Source organism: Arenibacterium sp. CAU 1754 (assembly GCF_054482635.1).
This window is the reverse complement of the sequence record NZ_JBTLRG010000003.1, coordinates 174,123-190,523: the sequence shown is the minus strand read 5'-3', so window position 1 is coordinate 190,523 and position 16,401 is coordinate 174,123. Positions and strand designations below refer to the sequence as shown.

Genomic DNA, 16,401 nt, shown 5'->3' with positions numbered 1-16,401 from the left:
GTCACCGGAAGGTCGGGTCGCGTTTCTGGAGAAAGGCCGCCAGCCCTTCGACCGCGTCGGGGCTGGTTTGCGTGATCGCGGCGCAAAGGCTCTCGGTGAACAGCCCGTCGGCCTTGGACATGTCTTCGATTCGCGACAGCGCCTGGATCATGATGTAATTCGACAGCGGCGCGTTCGATGCGATCTTGCGCGCTAGGTCCATTGCCATCGGCAGGGCCTCACCCTCGCCAACCGCATAATGGGTCAGGCCAAGGGCGCGGCCCTCGTCGGCATTGTATTTGCGGCCCGTCAGCATCATCTCGATCATCCGGTCGGCGCCCAGAATGCGGCCCACGCGAACGGATGCGCCACCCCCCACGAAAATCCCGCGTCGCCCTTCGGGCAGTTGGAAAATGGTCGAGGGTTCGGCAATGCGCACGTGGGTGGACGTGGCCAGTTCCAGCCCGCCGCCGATCACCGCGCCAAACATCGCGGAAACCACCGGCAGGCCGCCAAACTGGATACGGTCCATCACGGCATGCCAGTTGCGCGAATGGTGCATGGTGCCTTCGGCGTCACGGCTGACGTGTTCGGACAGGTCCAGCCCGGAACAGTAGTGCCCCGCCGTACCGGTCAGCACCACGACCTTTACGCCCTTGGGCACATTGCAAAAGAAGCCATCGATTTCCGACATGAGGGCGTCCGACATTGCATTCCGCTTGTCGGGCCGATTCATGGTGAGAACGGCAATCTCGCCGTCCACGTCGATTTTCAAAAGGGGGTCAGTTGTCATTCTCTCTCCTCAGCGCGGCGCCGTCAGGGCGGATAGGTGTGCCGTTCGGAAATGGGGTCGCGACGATCTGTCGGGTCAGTGTCGGAGCACCCGAACCACGTTCCCCGCCGGTGGCGAGGTGTACATCATGCGAAAGCGTCATATTCGAATCCCCCCAAATCGAAATATAGTTATGACCTATAACCATTATGCAGCTTAAGCAAGAAATTTGACCGCGCGCCGGGGTTGAGCGGGGAAAAACATGATCTACCGCCGGTCGCCCTGCGCGAACCGGATGTCGAATGTCGCCCCCGGACCCCCGGGCGCAAGGGTAATCCGGCCCCCGTGCGCCCGCAGCAGGCTGTCCACGATCGCCAACCCCATGCCCGTGCCGCCGGTTTCGCGGCGCGTGGTGAAAAACGGTTCGAACACATGATCGCGGTTGCCATCGGAAATACCCCGGCCGTTATCGGTGACGGTCAGGCGCCCGTTTGAAACGGTCAGGTCAACCGCCGTCGCCCCATGTGCGCGCGCATTTTCCAGCAAATGATCCAGGACGATACGCAGCCCTTTGGCCGACAGCGGCAGAACAATCGTCTCACCGGACACATGAATTTCGAGGTCGCCATGTGCCGCCGTGATTTCGTCAATGATGTCCCCCAGTCGCACGTGGCCATGATGATCCGCGGCGCGCGCGGCGGCGGCCTGTCGCAGCGCATCCAGTTGCGCCTCGATCTGGTGGCCCGCCCCGGCGATCTGCCCGACCAGTGCGCGGTCCTGTTCGGTCAACCGGGTGCTGTCTTCCAGCAACTCGGTCGCGGCGCGGATGGCGGACACGGGTGTTTTCAGCTCATGGGTCACGTGGTCCGTATAGGTGCGGATGGTCGCCTCGCGGTTTTGCAGGGTGTACGCCATGTCGATCACGCTTTGGCCCATGTCGTGCAATTCCCGGGTGCCGAAATGGCCGGGCAGGTCCGCTGGACGGCCTGGGGACAGGCGCGTTGCGGCGGCATAGTCAGAGAGCGCGGTCATTGGACGCAGCAAAAGGCGTAGCAACAAGAACCACGGCACAGCCGTCAGCGCACCGATCATGAGGGTGAGCAGGACAGCCGCGCGTTTATACCCGATATCAGGCCCTAAATAGCGGAAAATGACCAACCCTGCGACCGACAGGACAAGTGTCCCGGCCAGGGCGCCCCCCAGCACAACCCACAGCGACGGGCGCCATTTTTGGCGCTCTATGTCTCGCATGACCCCATCCGCACGCCGACACCGTGCACGGTCTGAACCGCGTCCGGGCATCCGGCCATGTCCAGCTTGGCCCGCAGGTTTCTCAGATGGCTGTCCAACGTGCGGTCCGACACCTGGCTGCCCGCGCCCCAGAGTCCGTCAACCAGCTGTGCGCGGCTGAGGATGCGACCGGGATCACACATCAATTGGCCCAGCAGCTTCATCTCGGTTGCGGTCAGGTCAATGTCAGTGTCCGCCACCCGGCAATGATGTGTCGCCGAGTCCAGAAAAAGCCGACCGTGCCGCAATACCCGCGCAGTCACGGCGCCGCCTTTCGTCCGCTTCAGGATCGCGCGAACCCGTGCCACCAATTCGCGCGGGCTGAACGGTTTAGTCACGTAATCATCCGCCCCCAGTTCCAGCCCGACAACGCGGTCAATCTCATCATCGCGCGCGGTCAGGAACAGGATTGGCACCTCGGATTTGGTGCGCAGGCGGCGGCACACCTCGAACCCGTCGAGTTCGGGCAACCCCACGTCCAGCACAACCAGATCGGGCGTTTCGCGGGCGGCGTGGGTCAGGGCGATCTGCCCATCCGCCGCTGTCACCACCGCAAAGCCCGCCCGCTCCAGCGCGATGGCGACGAGGTCTCTAAGCCGGGGATCGTCATCGACGACGAGTATTTTCATTCGTTGGCTCCGGTGCTGCGGCCCGGTTCAGATAACTGCTCACCCGCCATTTACGAAAGCCCCAATCGCGCCAACCCTCGGTCACAGGGGCATTGACGTCACAGGGCAGAACCCGCTGAGTCCTTGCCAATGCAGGGGCGGCGGTGGGACCGAGACGGCACAGATAATAGGTGTCCGTCCTTGCCAGGGTCAAATTATGGCTGGCGATGATCTGGGCGAAATTCACGAAAGCGCAGGCATAAAGAACCCCGATTCCCAGCGCCCCACAGCGAAAGATCAGCCAGGAATTGGACCGTTCGCGCCAGATTTGCCAGCCGATGAGGGCCAGCCCAATGGCCACCATGCACATCCAGATACCCGCATGCAGGCGCAGATAGGTCAGACCATAGGCATCGACATAAAGCCAAAGACGAAACGCTGCCGCACTGGCCAAAAGCACATTCTGCGCAATCCACAGGATAACGAGGGCGCGCAATCCGCGTCTTTCCTGCAGGAAGGGACGTGCCGCCAGTGCAAATGCCCCGGCCAGCAATGCGGTCGCGACCAGCGGATAGGCCCCCCGACGCGCATAAGATGCATAGCTCAGCCCTTCGGGCAGGGACGCCCCGGCCCATAGGTAGCGTACATCCAGCGCCGTCTGCACCGCCATGACCACGTTGAAAACGACAAGCGCCTTGTGGACCGATCCGGCATTGATCCAGAACAACGAAGCCCCCCGCATTTGGAATGACGTCCCCGACCCTGACAGATCACTTGCCGGAACACGCATCAGCGGCCAGGCAAGAATGGCCAGCCCGCACCAGAACGTGACGCGCAAAACCAATTCGACGGCGTTCAGGTCCCAGGTGAACACATCGCTGATCCACCCGGCCAGAATTGGGTTGGCTTCGCTCAGCAGCCCGCTCAGAATCAACACGCCGCCAAGTGGCAGCGCCCATTCGCGCACGAACCGGGTTGCATCGATTCTGTCGCCGGCCCTGCCGCGCAACAGGGTAGAGGCCGCGATGGCATCGCGCGGGGCGAAGGTGGGGATGTGGGTGGCAAGGCGGCCAGCGCCCGCCAGAATATCGTGAATGCTGTGCGACCCGAGCCTGGCCCAGGCGACACTGACAAAGACACCCGCCACCAGAAACGCGACCGACAAGGCTTGCACGTATTCGACCATCGGCAACGCCGCGAAAACCAACAGGATCGCTGGCCCGAACGGCATGTTCCGTCGTAGCATATCATGCACCGCAGCCAGAAACAGAACCCAGGCGAAAAGGGCCAGCGAAAGACCCGGTGCATGGCCATAAATCAAGAAATCCCCGGCGATCAGCACGGCCAACAAAGCGGCAAGGTGTTGGCCCGCCGGGCCAACGCTGATGTGCCGATTGTCCCTGCTGTGGCGCCCCGAGTTACCGGGGGCAAGGGTTTCGCTGGCAAACCACCACGCATCCTGAGCGATTGATCGCGGAACCCCCCGCACCACATACCCGTTTTCCATGTCTTTCTCCTTTGCGTTCAGTCCCGCGAAGGAGTGTCATGGCAACCGCGCAGGCGCGGCGCAGAAGATGTGCAGATTTCGTGCAGGTGCGCCCGCTGGCGTCAGAAATCGAGACCCAGATCAAGGGTGCGCGCGGAATGGGTCAACGCGCCGGACGAGATGTAATTGACCCCGGTTGCGGCCACCTCGGCGATGCGGTCCAGTTTCATGTTGCCCGATGCCTCGGTCACAACATGGCCTTTGGCCATTTCAACGGCTTTGCGCAGGGTGGGCGTGTCCATGTTGTCCAGAAGGACAACATCCGCGCCACCAACACTCAACACCTCTTCCAGCTGGGTCAGGGTGTCGACCTCGATCTCGATCTTGATCATGTGGCTGGCCACGGCGCGGGCCGATTCCAGCACCGCACGGACCCCGCCGGCGGCGGCAATGTGGTTGTCCTTGATCAGGATGGCGTCCGACAGGTTGTAACGGTGGTTGAACCCGCCGCCGTGCAGAACGGCCTGTTTCTCGACAATGCGCAGGCCCGGTGTTGTCTTGCGGGTACAAGTCACGCGCGTCTCGGTGCCCTTGGTTTCGGCCACGAACGCCGCCGTCAGCGTGGCAATGCCCGACAGCCGCCCAGCAAAGTTCAGCGCGACCCGTTCACCCGACAGGATCGACGCCGCGCGCCCGGTAATCCGCATGAGTGTATCGCCGGGTTTGCAGGGGCTGCCGTCCGGCAGAACTGGTTCGATATCCAGAGATGGATCAACAAGGCGAAAGGCGATCTGCGCAATCTGCATGCCCGACACCACACCGGTTTCCCGTGCGTTCAGCCGCGCGGCATAGGTGGTTTCGGGCGGGATCACGGCGCGTGTGGTCACATCGCCACTTTGACCCAGATCTTCCATCAGCGCGGCCCGCACCATGGGTTCCAGGATTAGGTCGGGAAGGGCTGCAAACTGCGTCATGCGGTGTCCTCGCAAACTGCGGTCCTGATTTTCAGGGCGCGTTCCAGAGTGATTTCGGTCCGTTCGGCCCTGTCAGGGTCTGATTCCGGGAAATCGTCACGGAAATGTCCGCCCCGGCTTTCTTCGCGTTCCAGCGCGGCGGCGGCGATCAAGGTTGCGGTGGCGGCCATGTTCGCAAACGTTTCACACCCGGATTCCTGCCGTTCAAGGCGGGCAATGGTGCGCAGCGCGTTGCGCAGACCCTCGGCATTGCGGCGCACGCCCACATGCGCCGTCATGGTCTGGCGCAATTCGGCAACGGCCTCTGGGTTCACCGGTGTTCCGCCGGGTTTGAACGTGACCTCGACCGGCGCGGCGCTGTCCACTGCGGGCACGACGGTTTCCAGGTCTTTGGCTGCGGTCCGGGCATAGACCAAAGCCTCGAGCAACCCGTTCGAGGCCAGCCGGTTGGCCCCGTGCAGCCCGGTCGAGGATGCCTCGCCACAGACCCAGAGCCGTCCGAGAGAGGATCGTCCGTTCTGATCGGTTGCGATCCCGCCCATGTGGTAATGCGCGGCGACCGCGACCGGGATCGGGTCGGTCACCGGATCCAGCCCGGCGCGCGCACAGGTTTCGGCGACAGACGGGAATTTGGTCAGAACCTCGGCCCCGAGCGCATCGCGCGTGTCCAGCATCGGGCGGTTTCCGGCCTGTTGCTGGGCAAATATTTCACGCGCCACGATGTCGCGCGGGGCCAGTTCCGCATCCGGATGCACGGCCAGCATGAACCGGTCACCGTGTTTGTTGATCAGCGTCGCGCCTTCGCCGCGCAACGCCTCGGTCGCCAGCGGAGCGGGGTCCTCGCCGATATCAAAGGCCGTTGGATGGAACTGAACGAACTCCGGATCGGCGATCATCGCCCCGGCCCGTGCGGCAAACCCGATGACCTGTCCGCGAATGCGCGGCGGGTTCGTCGTGTGTGCGAACAACCCGCCGGAACCGCCCCCGGCCAGCAGAACGGCGGGCGTTTCGATCAGAACAGGCGCGGTCGGTGTTTCGGCACTTGCGATCCAGACACCGGTGACGGTGTCGCCTTTGGTTTCAAGCCGGGTGGCAAGCGCGCCTTCGATCACCTGCACCGACGGGGTCGCGCGGACCTGCGCAATCAGCGTTTCCATGATCTGGCGCCCGGCCTGATCGCCCTTGACCCGAACGACACGGGCGGTGGAATGGGCGGCTTCTCGGCTCATGACATATCCGCCTTCGGCGTCTCGGTCGAACGGTGTGCCCAGTTCGGTCAGGTCCAGGATATGTTCGCGGGCATGGCGGGTGACCATGTTGGCCACATCCGCGTCCACCGTTCCGGCCCCTGCGCGAATCGTGTCGCGCGCGTGCGCCTCGGGGCTGTCGCCGGTGTCCATCGCGGCCGCCACGCCGCCTTGTGCCCAGGCCGAACTTGCCCCGGCGCCCAGCGGTTCGGGCGAAATCATCAGAACGGGGCGCGGCGCCAGTTCAAGCGCGGCATAAAGCGCGCCGAGACCGGCCCCGACGATGACGATACGGTCGGTCTTGATCACAGTCAGATGCCCAGTTCGCGGCTGAGGTCGATCATCCGCTCGACCGCGATACGGGCCTTTTCGGCCACTTGCGGGTCCACCTCGACCGGTTGGGTCATGGTGTGCAGCGAATAGAGGATTTTTTCGAGCGTGATCTTTTTCATGTAGGGGCACATGTTGCAGGGCCCGACAAACTCGACCTCGGGCAGAGCGTCGGCAATGTTCGAGGCCATCGAACATTCGGTCATCAGCATCGCCTTTTCCGGTTTTTCGGCCGAGACATATTTGATGATGCCGCTGGTCGACCCGGAAAAATCAGCCTCGGCGACCACGTCCGGGGGACATTCAGGGTGTGCGATGATGCGGGTGTCCGGGTTCCATTCGCGGAATTCGCGGATGTCCTTGGCGGTGAATTGTTCATGCACGATGCAGGCGCCATCCCACCAGACGATCCTTTTTTGCGGGACGTCGTTCGCCACGTTTTGCGCCAGGTATTTGTCGGGCGTCATGATGACCGTTTCGCTGTCCATCGCGGCGACGATCTGGGCCGCGTTGGAAGAGGTGCAGCAGATGTCCGACGCCGCTTTGACCTCGGCCGTGGTGTTCACATAGCTGACCACCGGCGCGCCGGGGTATTTCGCGCGCATCTGCGCGACGCCCTCGGCAGTGATGCTTTCGGCCAGCGAACACCCGGCTTCCATGTCCGGAATCAGGACGGTCTTGGCCGGGTTCAGGATTTTCGAGGTCTCAGCCATGAAATGCACGCCGCACTGGACGATGACATCCTCTTTGACCTTGGTCGCCTCGATCGCCAATTGCAGGCTGTCACCGACAACATCCGCCACGCCGTGGAAAATTTCGGGCGTCATGTAATTGTGGGCCAGGATCACGGCGTTGCGCTCTTTCTTGAGCGCGTTGATTGCGGCCACATAGGGGGCATGAATGGCCCAGTCCGCAGGCGTCACGACGCGCGACATGGACGCGTAAATGTCCTTCATTTCCTCGGCGAGGTCGGGGTTTGGCGTCAGGTCATAGGTTTCCGACAACGCGTGGCGCATGGTGACAAAATCAAACAAGGCAGTCTCCCGTTCAGGTGACGGTTGGTGAGAATTGGCTGACGACTTGTTCCATTTTGGATCGCGGAGTTCAACCAATCTCGTCCGGGGCCCGGGTAGGACCCTGATCCGCTTTCTTTATTTAGACATTCCAAAGAGGAAATCAAAACGCTTTGATTTGCGATTTTTGGTTAAGCCACTGATGTATAAAGAAAAATAGGCCCTTTGCTGTCCCGAATTCCATCGCTGGTAGCGTCGGGTCACCAACCCGGACACCTTCAGCGAAAGGCCGTTCGCGGTGTGGAAACTTACAGGCCTGGAAATATGGTGTTTGGATGATCGGTGCTGATACGGCGGGAATGGGTGGGGGCGGTTTGTACCGCCCCCGGCATTCAGCGATCAGAAATCCAGATTTTCCACGCTCAGCGCGTTTTTCTGGATGAATTCGCGGCGCGGTTCGACGACGTCGCCCATCAGCTTGGTGAACAGGTCATCCGCTTCGACCATATCATCGACCTTGACCTGCAAGAGGGTGCGCGCGTCCGGATCCAGCGTCGTTTCCCACAGCTGGCCCGGGTTCATTTCGCCCAGACCCTTGTAGCGTTGCAGCGACAGGCCCTTGGCGCCCTCTTCCAGAATGGCGTCAAGCAAATCGAGCGGGCCATGAATGATCTGCGTCCGATCCTTGCGTTCCAGTTTCGCCGTAGTGGAATAGATGTCCTGCAGGCTTTTGGTAAAGCTGCCGGTCTTGCGCGCCTCACCTGATCGTAGCATCGGACCGTCCAGTGTGCGCACTTCCTCCACGCCGCGCAGGATGCGGGCCAGGCGAATGCCGTGGTCCTGCGTGATCCGGCCCTGCCAGCCGCGTTCGTATTCCTGCGCGATCAGGTCAAGGCGTTTGGCGACCGTGTCGGCAACGCCCTGCAGGTCGGCATCGACCGCGCCGGGCACAAAGGCCCCGGCAATCGCCGACTGTTCCAGAATGTGGCGTGGATAGTGGGTTGGAAAGGCATCCAGCACCCGGCGCAACTGGCGGGCCTCATCGACCACGCGCACCAGATCCTGTCCAGTGATCTCTTCGCCCGACCCCAGGCGCAGAACCGCGCCCTCGATACCCTGCTGGATCAGGTAGTCGTCCAATGCCGCCTGATCCTTGAGATACACCTCGGATTTGCCGCGGGCCACTTTGTAGAGCGGCGGCTGCGCGATATAGAGATATCCGCCTTCGATCAATTCGGGCATCTGACGATAGAAGAACGTCAAAAGCAGGGTCCGGATATGGGCGCCGTCGACGTCCGCATCGGTCATGATGACGATCTTGTGGTAGCGCAGCTTGCTGATGTCGAACTCATCCCGTCCGATCCCGGTGCCCAGCGCCATCACAAGGTTGCCGATCTCCTGACTGCCGAGCATCCGGTCAAACCGTGCTCGCTCAACGTTCAGGATTTTACCGCGCAGCGGCAGAACCGCCTGCGTCATCCGGTCCCGCCCGGTCTGGGCCGACCCGCCAGCGCTGTCACCCTCGACCAAGAACAGTTCGGTTTTGGACGGGTCTTTTTCGGAACAATCCTTGAGTTTCCCGGCCAGGAAATTCACATCCATTGCCGTCTTGCGCCGGGTCAGTTCGCGCGCCTTGCGGGCGGCTTCGCGGGCCAGCGCGGCTTCGATGATCTTGCCGACGATGATCTTGGCCTCGTTCGGATTCTCCTCGAACCATTCGGCCAGTTTTTCGTTGACCAGACCCTCGACCGCCGGGCGCACCTCGGAGCTGACCAGCTTGTCCTTGGTCTGGCTGCTGAACTTGGGGTCCGGCACCTTGACCGACAGAACGCAGGTCAGGCCCTCGCGCGCGTCATCGCCGGTGAAGCTGACCTTCTCCTTCTTGGCGATGCCGCTGCTTTGGGCATAGTTGTTGATCGTCCGCGTCAGCGCGCCGCGGAACCCGGCCATATGCGTGCCGCCATCCCGCTGAGGGATGTTGTTGGTAAAGGGCAGCACCGTTTCGTGATAGCTGTCGTTCCACCACATGGCGACTTCGACGCCGATGTCATCCTTTTCGCCGGTGATAAAGATCGGCTCGGACATGATCGAGCTTTTGTGACGGTCGAGGTATTTGACGAACTCCTTGACGCCGCCTTCGTAATACAACTCGGACCGCAAGGTTTCGGCAGGGCGCTCATCGGTCAGGATGATGCGCACGCCCGAATTCAGGAAGGCCAGTTCGCGCAAGCGCCGTTCCAGCACCTCGAATGAATATTCCAGGTTGGAAAACGTCTCGGTCGAGGCCAGAAACCGCACTTCGGTCCCGGTGCGTCCGTCGGCATCGCCAACGACTTTTAGGTGCTCGACCGTAAATCCGCCTTCAAACCGCGCGACATGTTCCTTGCCATCCCGCCAGATGCGCAGCTCCAGCCAATCCGACAGGGCGTTCACGACCGAAACGCCAACGCCATGCAGACCGCCCGACACCTTATAGGAGTTGCTGTCGAATTTACCGCCAGCGTGCAGCTGGGTCATGATGACCTCGGCCGCTGAAACGCCTTCTTCCTCGTGAATACCAACCGGAATTCCGCGACCATTGTCGCTGACCGAAACGCTGGAATCCGCGTGGATTTTCACCGTGACGGCGTCGGCGTGACCGGCCAGTGCCTCGTCAATTCCATTGTCGACGACCTCGTACACCATATGGTGCAGACCCGAACCATCATCCGTGTCACCGATATACATCCCCGGCCGCTTGCGAACAGCTTCCAAGCCTTTGAGAACCTTGATAGAATCCGCGCCGTATTCTTCGGGGGCCTGTGCATCTTCGGACATCCGAAAATTCCTTTTTCTTTTTTGTATTTTATACTGACTCTTGGGGGGGATGTCACGCGCCCACGCTATATTTTGCGTCAGGTAAAGGGGATGATGCATCCCACCAGAATGAGCAGAACGCCAGCCACGATATTCGTCCGCTTCAGCGCCGTGGGTGAGGACAGAAACCCGCGTATCCGGTGCACCAGCGCCGCCAGCCCGAGATTGCCCACCAGCGGCACGACCTGGGACACGCCGACGATGGCGGCAATGTCCCACCCGGTCACCCGGGTCAGGTCAAAAAAACCCGGCAGCAGTCCCATGTAAAACAGAACTGCCTTTGGATTGCCCAGAATGACGACCAGACCTGCAAGGAACCCTGCCAGCATTCCGGGCTGTGTCAAGCGGCTGTCGGTCGATATGGTGCGCCCTGCGTTGCGGATGGTCAGGAGGCCCATGGTGATGAACATGATCACGGCAACGATCTTCAGACCCACCGCAATCTGAGCCGAGGCGGCGGTTATCCAACTGACACCCAGAATGGCCAGAACCGGCCACAGCATGTCGCCCACCACCACGCCCAGCGTCAGCGGCCATGCCGCATTGAACCCGCCGCTCAGGGTGCGGGCGGTCAGTGCCATCCACACCGGCCCCGGTGTCAGGAACAGGACAAACACCGCCCCGGCATACAGCAGCAGTTCCCAGATCGTGATGGTCATTCGTCGCCTGTCGGGATGGTCAGCCGGCCAGTTTCCGACAACTCCCAGAACGGGTTGTGCGCCAATTCCCAGACATGGCCGTCGGGATCGGCGAAATAGCCGGAGTATCCGCCCCAGAAAACCTCCTCTGGCGCTTTCAGCGCGGTCGCCCCGGCGGCAATCGCCCTGGCAAAGGCCGCATCGACCGATGCCCTGTCGGCAAAGTTCTGGGCCAGCGTCATCGCACCGGTGCCCAGATCGGCCCCCGGTCGGCCCTGATCCTTGGCCAGATCGGCCTTGCCGAACAGACCCAGCGCCATGCCATCCATCTGGTAGAACACCACCCCCGGCTGATCGCCGACGTTTTTCCAGCCGAGCGCCGCGTAAAACGCGCGCGCGCGGTCCAGATCGTCAACGCCAAGGGTGATCAGGGTCACGCGTTGGGGGGTCATTGGCCGGGTCCTTGTTCCACGCGGCTGATGCCGCTGTCTTCGGTGACTGTCAGATACTGGGCGCGATCGCCCAGTTCGGCAAACAATTCGGGTCCTGTCCCGGTCATCCACGCCTGTGCCTTCAGCGCGCAGATTTCATCATACAGCGCGACGCGCCTGTCGGCGTCCAGATGGGCCGAAATCTCGTCCAGCAGCAGGATCGGGGGCGCGCCGATCTGATCGGCCAGCGCGCGCGCATTGGCCAGGATCAGCGACACCAGCAATGCCTTTTGTTCCCCCGTTGAACAGTCGCGGGCCGGTACGCCCTTGGCCGCGTAAACGCCAAAAAGGTCGGTGCGGTGCGGCCCCACCAAGGTGCGCCCGGCCGCCAGATCGCGAAACCGGCTTTCGGTCAGGGCTTCGCGCAGATCATCCTCGGTTTCGGGCATCTCGCCTTCGCTTTGCATCAGGTCCAGATCGGCCACCGGAAACGCGGTTTCCGCAGCCTGTTGCGCGGCGGCGATCAGCGCCAGCGCCTCATGTCGGGCGCGGTCGATGCGATGCCCCGCGGTGGCCATCTGCGCCTCTAGCGCGCTGTACCAATGGGCATCGCGCACCTGATCCTTAAGCAACCGGTTGCGTTCGCGCATCGCCTTTTCATAGGTCAGCGTCGCTTCGGCGTGGTTGGGATCAAAGCTCAGAACCATGCGGTCCAGAAACCGCCGGCGTCCCTCGGCCCCTTCGATCCACAGCCGGTCCATCGACGGGATCAGCCACAGCACCCGTGCAATGCGGCCCAACGCCAGTTGGCTGGCGGATTTTCCGTCAATCCGCACCTGCCGGGCGGCGCCGCCTTCGGACCAGATTTCGATCTCGTGCACGCGGTCCAGCGACTGCACCACGCCCGTCAGTTTCCAGCCCAGCGCCTCGGGGCGGCGGGTCATGTCCTCGGCACTGGCACGGCGCATGCCGCGACCGGGCGAAAACAGCGAAACGGCCTCAAGGATGTTGGTTTTGCCCGCGCCATTGGGCCCGTAAATGGCCACGGGGCGGGGATCGGTGGCCAAGCGGGCCACCTTGTACGATCGGAAATGCGACAGGGTCAGTTCACTCAGCGCCAGCATCCCGGCCCCCGTCCTGACAGGTCAATGAATGTGCGTTCCGCAGTCCGTGCCTCAAGGCCCGGATCAGACCCGCATCGGCATTACGACGTAAACCGCGCTCTGATCATTGCCTTCGCGCATCAGCGTCGGATCACCGGCCGAGTTGAACATGAACACGGCGTTTTCACGGTCCACCTGGCTGGCGATTTCCAGCAGGTATTTCGCGTTGAACCCGATTTCGAGCCGTTCATCGTTATAGGCGACGGCCAGCTCTTCCTCGGCCGCGCCGCTGTCGGGGGCGTTCACCGACAGGATCAGGCGGTCTTCGTCCAGCTGCAGCTTCACGGCGCGGGACCGTTCCGACGAAACGGTGGCCACACGATCAACGGCCTGGGCAAATTCGCTTGCGTCCACTTCCAGGCGGCGGGTGTTGCCCTGCGGGATCACGCGGGTGTAATCGGGGAAGGTGCCGTCGATCACCTTGGAGGTCAGGGTGATGTCGGGTGTGGCAAAGCGGACCTTGGTTTCCGAGACCGACACCGCGATTGACATGTCGTCATCTTCCAGAAGTTTGCGCAACTCGCCCACGGTCTTGCGCGGAATGATCACGCTGGGCATGCCGTCGGCCCCTTCGGGCAGGTCCGCGTCGATCCGGGCCAGACGATGGCCGTCGGTGGCCACGCAGCGCAGGACTTTGCCACCTTCGGAGTCCGACACATGCATGTAGACGCCGTTCAGGTAATACCGGGTCTCTTCGGTCGAAATGGCGAATTTCGACTTGTCGAACAACCGGCGCAGAACCTTGGCATTGGCCGAGAAATTCGCCTCGTATTCCGAGCTTGCCATGACCGGGAAATCTTCTTTCGGCAGCGTGGCGAGCGAGAAGTTTGACCGACCCGCCTCGACCGTCAGGCGCCCAGCAGCGCTGTCCGCGGTCAGCGTGACCAGCGCCCCGTCGGGCAGTTTGCGCACGATTTCATGGAGCGTCGTTGCGGCCACGGTGGTCGCGCCTGCGCGCTCGACCTGGGCCGGGGCCTTGTCGACGACTTCGATATCAAGGTCGGTGGCACGGAACTGGACACTGTCGCCTTCGGCCTCGATCAGCACATTGGCCAGTATCGGGATCGTGTTGCGGCGCTCCACAACCGACTGCGCCTGTGACACGGCCTTGAGCAACGTGCCGCGTTCGATACTGATCTTCATGTCCTTCGATCCTCTGCATACGCCGGGACCGGCAAATTAACCGTTTGGGCCGGTGGCACAAGTGTTTAAAGGATTTCTCGGCTGGAAACCTTGGTGCGTCAAGGGGGTGGCGGGTTTAATAGCGGCTTTAACCGACCTGAGGACAGGCCAATATGGCCAAAGCGTAAAAAAGGCCCCGAAACCGGATCGGGGCCTTGGAATACTTTACTGGCAGCCTGTGTTCAGGCCTCAAGCGCCCGGCGCAGCATTTCCACATCTTCCGCGATCTGCCCGTCCGACACCTTGAGCTCTTCGATGCGGCGCACGCCATGCATGACGGTGGTATGATCGCGCCCGCCAAAGCGACGCCCGATTTCCGGCAGCGACCGGCTTGTCAGTTGCTTGCACAGGTACATCGCCACCTGGCGCGGGCGCGCATACGACCGCAACCGCTTGGGCCCGATGATGTCGCTCAGGCGGATGTTGTAGTAATCCGATACCTTGCGCTGAATCTCCTCGACGGTGATCTTGCGCTCCGAGGCGCGCAGAACGTCGGCCAGGCAATCCTGGGTCAGTTCCATGTCGATCTCACGACCCACAAGCGAGGCAAAGGCGAACAGGCGGGTCAGCGCCCCTTCCAAAACGCGCACGTTGGTCGAAATGCGGTGCGCCAGGAATTCCAGAACACCATCGGCGATTTCCAGACCCGGATAGGTCTTGCGATATTTGTCGACCTTGGATTGCAGGATGCCGAGACGCAGTTCGTAATCGGTCGGGTGCAGGTCAACGACCAGACCGCATTGCAGGCGCGATTTCACCCGCTCTTCCAGATCCTTGATTTCACCCGGGGCGCGGTCGGCCGAAATGATGATCTGCTTGTTCTGGTCTACCAGAGCATTGAAGGTGTGAAAGAATTCTTCCTGTGTGCTGTCCTTGCCGGCGATGAACTGAACGTCATCGACCATCAGCACATCGACCGAGCGGAACAGGTGTTTGAAATCCATCATCTTGCGTTCGCGCAGCGCCTGCACGAACCGGTACATGAACTGTTCGGCAGATAGGTACAGTACGTTGAGATCCGGCTTGCGGGAGCGCAGTTCCCACGCGATGGCGTGCATCAGGTGCGTTTTACCCAGACCGACACCCCCATAAAGAACCAGCGGGTTGAACGTGACCGGTCCGCCTTCGCTCACCCGGCGGGCGGCGGCATGGGCCAGTTCGTTTGGCTTGCCCACGACAAAGCTGTCAAAGGTGAACCGCGGGTCCAGAGGCGCAGCCTGCAATTCCGAGGCCACATCCTCTGCGGACCGCGATGCCGGTTGAGGCGTCGGCTCTTGCGGTGTTGCGGTTTTGGCAGGGGTGCTTTTTTTCGGACGGGCAGGGGTGTTGGCGGGCACCTGGAATACAACGCGCTGAACCGACTCACCGGATGTGTTCAGTTCATACAGAATCAGATCTGCGAAATTCTGGCTGACATAGTTGCCCATGAAATTCGTCGGGACTTCAAAGACTGCGATACCGTCCTGCAGGTCCGAAAATTCGAGAGGCTCGATCCAGGTGGTATAGTTGTTCTGCCCGACAGTCTTGAGCAGCCTTTGTCTGAGTTGTCCCCATTTCTCTTGTGTCATCCAGCGCCTCACGCATCCCAGTAGTCGGCATTATTGCCTATATCTATGTTATTCGGGGTCAAACCCGTGCGGATTCACACATAGATAGACTGCCACCGATCGAGTGAATCGGTGTGCCATCCCAAAGGACACAAACCCGTCGTCAGACACAGCTGAGCCCTTCGCCCGAAACGGACGTCACAGAGTCAGCGCGCTGCAGGCGCGTATGCGTATATGAACAGGGCCGCGACCCGGCATTTGGCCGGTAAATTGCAGCTGGTCGACAGAGTGGCCGCCCGGCCCATCCATCAACATACGCCGCCGGTGTTTTCTGAAGCCAGTCAGAAATTTCCGGAAGCGGCCTGTCCCCCCAAGCGAGTGAATCGCTGGAACAGTCGTAGCAATTTCGGGTGCGCAGCGGCAACGAAACTGTTGGGGTTGACTCAGTTTTTTGATGCAAAGAATCTCTGACCGCACTGGAAAGACACGCCCCACCCGAAACGACAAAAAAGGCGTCGCCCATGGCAACGCCTTAACTTTGTTCGGTTTTCGAAATAAACCGGCGGGGGATTAGCCCAGTGCTTTGACCCGGGCCGACAGGCGGGACATTTTGCGCGAGGCGGTGTTTTTGTGCATCACCCCTTTGGTGACGCCGCGCATCAGTTCGGGCTGGGCTGTGCGCAGGGCCGAGATTGCGGCGTCCTTGTCCCCCGAAGCGATCGCTTCTTCGACTTTGCGCAGGTGGGTGCGGATACGCGAACGACGGGCTTTGTTTACAGCAAAACGTTTCTCGTTCTGACGTGCGCGTTTTTTGGACTGGGGCGAATTGGCCATGATCTAGGTTCCCTTGTCTCGGGTCAGTTGAATACAGAAAACGCACAATGT

At 61.5% G+C, this 16,401-nt stretch carries 14 protein-coding genes; all 14 read right to left on the bottom strand.

The genetic code is table 11. The features are described from left to right. Nucleotide 1: 1 nt before the first annotated feature. Nucleotides 2-772, bottom strand: coding sequence for a crotonase/enoyl-CoA hydratase family protein (locus tag ACXYMO_RS13615; RefSeq protein WP_458879263.1), 771 nt, complete (start codon nt 770-772; stop codon nt 2-4). Nucleotides 773-1,018: 246 nt separating this feature from the next. Next, nucleotides 1,019-2,002 carry a sensor histidine kinase gene (locus ACXYMO_RS13610; RefSeq protein ID WP_458879262.1) on the bottom strand — a complete coding sequence of 328 codons (984 nt, stop codon included), beginning with the start codon at nt 2,000-2,002 and terminating at the stop codon, nt 1,019-1,021. Next, the gene (locus ACXYMO_RS13605) at nt 1,990-2,670 is read right to left on the bottom strand and encodes a response regulator (RefSeq protein ID WP_458879261.1); all 681 of its coding nucleotides are present in this window, start codon (nt 2,668-2,670) and stop codon (nt 1,990-1,992) included. The genes ACXYMO_RS13610 and ACXYMO_RS13605 overlap by 13 nt, the downstream gene beginning before the upstream one ends. Continuing rightward, nucleotides 2,648-4,156 carry a DUF4153 domain-containing protein gene (locus ACXYMO_RS13600; protein WP_458879260.1) on the bottom strand — a complete coding sequence of 503 codons (1,509 nt, stop codon included), beginning with the start codon at nt 4,154-4,156 and terminating at the stop codon, nt 2,648-2,650. Before ACXYMO_RS13600 ends, ACXYMO_RS13605 begins: the two co-directional genes overlap by 23 nt. A gap of 101 nt (nt 4,157-4,257) precedes the next feature. After that, complete coding sequence (gene nadC / locus ACXYMO_RS13595; protein ID WP_458879259.1) at nt 4,258-5,109, bottom strand: carboxylating nicotinate-nucleotide diphosphorylase; 852 nt, start codon at nt 5,107-5,109, stop codon at nt 4,258-4,260. Further along, nucleotides 5,106-6,665 (bottom strand): L-aspartate oxidase, encoded by a 1,560-nt coding sequence (locus ACXYMO_RS13590; RefSeq protein ID WP_458879258.1) that lies wholly within the window; start codon nt 6,663-6,665, stop codon nt 5,106-5,108. The genes nadC and ACXYMO_RS13590 overlap by 4 nt, the downstream gene beginning before the upstream one ends. Before the next feature lie 2 nt (nt 6,666-6,667). Next, nucleotides 6,668-7,720: a quinolinate synthase NadA gene (gene nadA / locus ACXYMO_RS13585; RefSeq protein ID WP_458879257.1), complete on the bottom strand. Its 1,053-nt coding sequence runs from the start codon at nt 7,718-7,720 to the stop codon at nt 6,668-6,670. Between the two features lie 378 nt (nt 7,721-8,098). Further along, complete coding sequence (gene gyrB / locus ACXYMO_RS13580; RefSeq protein ID WP_458879256.1) at nt 8,099-10,516, bottom strand: DNA topoisomerase (ATP-hydrolyzing) subunit B; 2,418 nt, start codon at nt 10,514-10,516, stop codon at nt 8,099-8,101. Between the two features lie 77 nt (nt 10,517-10,593). Next, the gene (locus ACXYMO_RS13575; RefSeq protein WP_458879255.1) at nt 10,594-11,214 is read right to left on the bottom strand and encodes a LysE family translocator; all 621 of its coding nucleotides are present in this window, start codon (nt 11,212-11,214) and stop codon (nt 10,594-10,596) included. Next, nucleotides 11,211-11,645 (bottom strand): VOC family protein, encoded by a 435-nt coding sequence (locus tag ACXYMO_RS13570; RefSeq protein ID WP_458879254.1) that lies wholly within the window; start codon nt 11,643-11,645, stop codon nt 11,211-11,213. Before ACXYMO_RS13570 ends, ACXYMO_RS13575 begins: the two co-directional genes overlap by 4 nt. After that, nucleotides 11,642-12,748 (bottom strand): DNA replication/repair protein RecF, encoded by a 1,107-nt coding sequence (gene recF, locus ACXYMO_RS13565; RefSeq protein WP_458879253.1) that lies wholly within the window; start codon nt 12,746-12,748, stop codon nt 11,642-11,644. The genes ACXYMO_RS13570 and recF overlap by 4 nt, the downstream gene beginning before the upstream one ends. A 63-nt stretch (nt 12,749-12,811) precedes the next feature. After that, nucleotides 12,812-13,930: a DNA polymerase III subunit beta gene (gene dnaN / locus ACXYMO_RS13560; protein WP_458879252.1), complete on the bottom strand. Its 1,119-nt coding sequence runs from the start codon at nt 13,928-13,930 to the stop codon at nt 12,812-12,814. A gap of 221 nt (nt 13,931-14,151) precedes the next feature. Further along, a complete protein-coding gene (gene dnaA / locus ACXYMO_RS13555) occupies nt 14,152-15,537 on the bottom strand; it encodes a chromosomal replication initiator protein DnaA (RefSeq protein ID WP_458879251.1) in 1,386 nt (461 codons plus the stop codon). Nucleotides 15,538-16,086: 549 nt separating this feature from the next. Further along, the gene (rpsT, locus tag ACXYMO_RS13550; protein ID WP_458879250.1) at nt 16,087-16,350 is read right to left on the bottom strand and encodes a 30S ribosomal protein S20; all 264 of its coding nucleotides are present in this window, start codon (nt 16,348-16,350) and stop codon (nt 16,087-16,089) included. Nucleotides 16,351-16,401: the final 51 nt, after the last annotated feature.